Origin of the sequence: Vibrio lentus (genome assembly GCF_002875945.1) — a bacterium.
In the GTDB taxonomy this organism is placed as follows: domain Bacteria; phylum Pseudomonadota; class Gammaproteobacteria; order Enterobacterales; family Vibrionaceae; genus Vibrio; species Vibrio apostichopi.
In genome coordinates, this window is record NZ_MCZK01000094.1 from 1 (window position 1) to 380 (window position 380).

Genomic DNA, 380 nt, shown 5'->3' on the forward strand with positions numbered 1-380 from the left:
AAGAATGAAATTGCGATACTAGCTCAGTTGGTAGAGCGCAACCTTGCCAAGGTTGAGGTCATCGGTTCGAACCCGATGTATCGCTCCAAATTTTGTAATGTTGATTCATTTTGACATTAAGATGGTGTTTTACTTTTCAGTAATCGGCATCGCAATAAAGAATTGCGTGCCCTGGTGGTGGAATTGGTAGACACAAGGGATTTAAAATCCCTCGGCGTTCGCGCTGTGCCGGTTCAAGTCCGGCCCGGGGCACCATCTATTTGATTGTTACCTTTTGTTAGGTAATGCTCAAAAGAGTTGTTCTCTTTAAACACTATTGAAGGCGCCTTGGCAGAGTGGCTATGCAGCGGATTGCAAATCCGTGGACCTCGGTTCGACTC

Annotated in this window: 2 tRNA genes; both read left to right on the plus strand. The window is 46.1% G+C overall.

The features are described 5' to 3' along the window. The first annotated feature begins 12 nt into the window (after window positions 1-12). A tRNA-Gly gene (locus BCT49_RS06385) sits at window positions 13-88 on the plus strand. Between the two features lie 80 nt (window positions 89-168). Further along, window positions 169-255 (plus strand) — tRNA-Leu (locus BCT49_RS06390). Window positions 256-380: the final 125 nt, after the last annotated feature.